Below are 1,897 nucleotides of genomic sequence, written 5' to 3' on the forward strand. Positions count from 1 at the left end.
CAAGCCCTGACCGCACTGGACGCCGACCCCGCCGTGCGCGCCGTGGTGCTGGCGGGCCGGGGCAAAAGCTTTTCAGCCGGAGCCGACCTGGGCTGGATGCAGCGCCAGGGCGCGGCCACGCTGGAAAAGAACGTGGACGATGCGCGCCAACTGGCGCATCTGTTCCGCACCTTGTCTTGCATGGCCACGCCCACCCTCGCCCGCGTGCACGGTGCGGCGCTGGGGGGTGGCATGGGCCTGGCCGCCGCTTGCGACATCTGCGTGGCCTCCAGCAAGGCGCAGTTCGCTACCTCGGAAGTGCGCTTTGGCATCATTCCGGCCACCATCGGCCCCTATGTGCTGCGCGCCATCGGCGAACGCCAGGCCACCCGCTACTTTCAGACCGCAGAGCGCATTAGCGCCGAGCGGGCTCTGGCCTTGGGCCTGGCACATGAAGTCGCTGCGCCCGAAGCGCTGGATGCCACGGTGCAGACCCTGTTAGAGGCCTTGCAAGCAGGCGGGCCTGGCGCGCAAGCCGCCGCCACCGAGCTGATCCGCGCCGTCACCAATCGCCCCATAGACGATGCCCTGGTGGAAGACACCGCCCAGCGCATCGCCCGTCTGCGCGCCACGGCAGAGGCCCGCGAAGGCCTTGCCGCCTTTCTGGAAAAACGCGCCCCACACTGGGCAGGAGCCAAGCATGTTTAGCAAAATCCTCATCGCCAATCGCGGAGAGATCGCTTGCCGGGTAATCCAAACTGCCCGCCGCATGGGCATCCGCACCGTGGCGGTATATTCCGAAGCCGATGCCAACGCCCGCCACGTGCGGCTGGCCGACGAGGCCGTTTGCATCGGCCCGGCCGCCGCCCGTGCATCGTATTTGGTGGCCGACAAAATTCTGGCCGCCGCGCTGCAAACGGGTGCCCAGGCCGTGCACCCCGGCTACGGTTTTTTGTCTGAGAACGCCGACTTTGCCGATGCCTGCGCCCAGGCCGGCGTGGTCTTCATCGGCCCACCCGCCTCGGCCATCCGCGCCATGGGCAGCAAGTCTGCAGCCAAGACCCTGATGGAAAAAGCCGGTGTGCCGCTGACCCCCGGCTACCACGGCGACCAGCAAGACCCCGGCTTTCTGGCCGCACAGGCCGAGAAAATCGGCTTCCCGGTGCTGATCAAAGCCAGCGCGGGCGGCGGCGGCAAGGGCATGCGCCGGGTGGATGCGGCGGCAGATTTCACCGCATCGCTCGTGTCGTGCCAGCGCGAAGCTAGCAACGCCTTTGGCAACGACCATGTGCTGATCGAGAAGTACGTGCTCCAGCCCCGCCACATCGAAATCCAGGTGTTTGCCGACAGCCAGGGCCACTGCGTCTACCTGTTTGAGCGCGACTGCTCGGTACAACGCCGCCACCAAAAGGTGCTGGAAGAAGCCCCCGCCCCCGGCATGACTCCCGAGCGCCGCGCGGCCATGGGCGCAGCAGCGGTGAACGCCGCTCTGGCCGTGGGCTACGTGGGCGCGGGCACGGTTGAGTTCATTGCCCACCAGGACGGTAGCTTCTACTTCATGGAGATGAACACCCGGCTGCAGGTGGAGCACCCGGTGACCGAAATGATCACCAGGTTAGACCTGGTGGAATGGCAACTGCGCGTGGCCTCGGGCGAGCCCCTCCCACTGGCGCAGAACCAACTGGTGCTGACCGGCCACGCCATCGAGGCGCGCATCTATGCCGAAGACCCGGACAAAGGCTTCTTGCCGTCCACCGGCCGCCTCAGCCACCTGCAGCCCCCCGCAGCATCGGCCCACGTTCGCGTCGATACCGGGGTGGAGCAAGGCGACGAGATCACCCCGCACTACGACCCGATGATCGCCAAGTTGATCGTCTGGGATAGCGACCGCACCCAGGCCCTGGCCCGCATGCGCCAG

General features: G+C 67.1%; 2 protein-coding genes. Both read left to right on the forward strand.

Going from position 1 to position 1,897, the window contains the following annotated elements; genetic code table 11:
- Positions 1–687, forward strand: a 687-nt coding sequence (locus ABI213_RS17750; RefSeq protein WP_348028038.1) for an enoyl-CoA hydratase-related protein, incomplete at its 5' end; no start/stop codon positions are given.
- Positions 680–1,897 (forward strand): biotin carboxylase N-terminal domain-containing protein (locus tag ABI213_RS17755; protein ID WP_348028040.1); only part of this gene is annotated, 1,218 nt, incomplete at its 3' end. The genes ABI213_RS17750 and ABI213_RS17755, both read left to right, overlap by 8 nt.

This window comes from Rhodoferax sp. (assembly GCF_039922535.1).
Taxonomy (GTDB): Bacteria; Pseudomonadota; Gammaproteobacteria; order Burkholderiales; family Burkholderiaceae_C; genus Rhodoferax_B.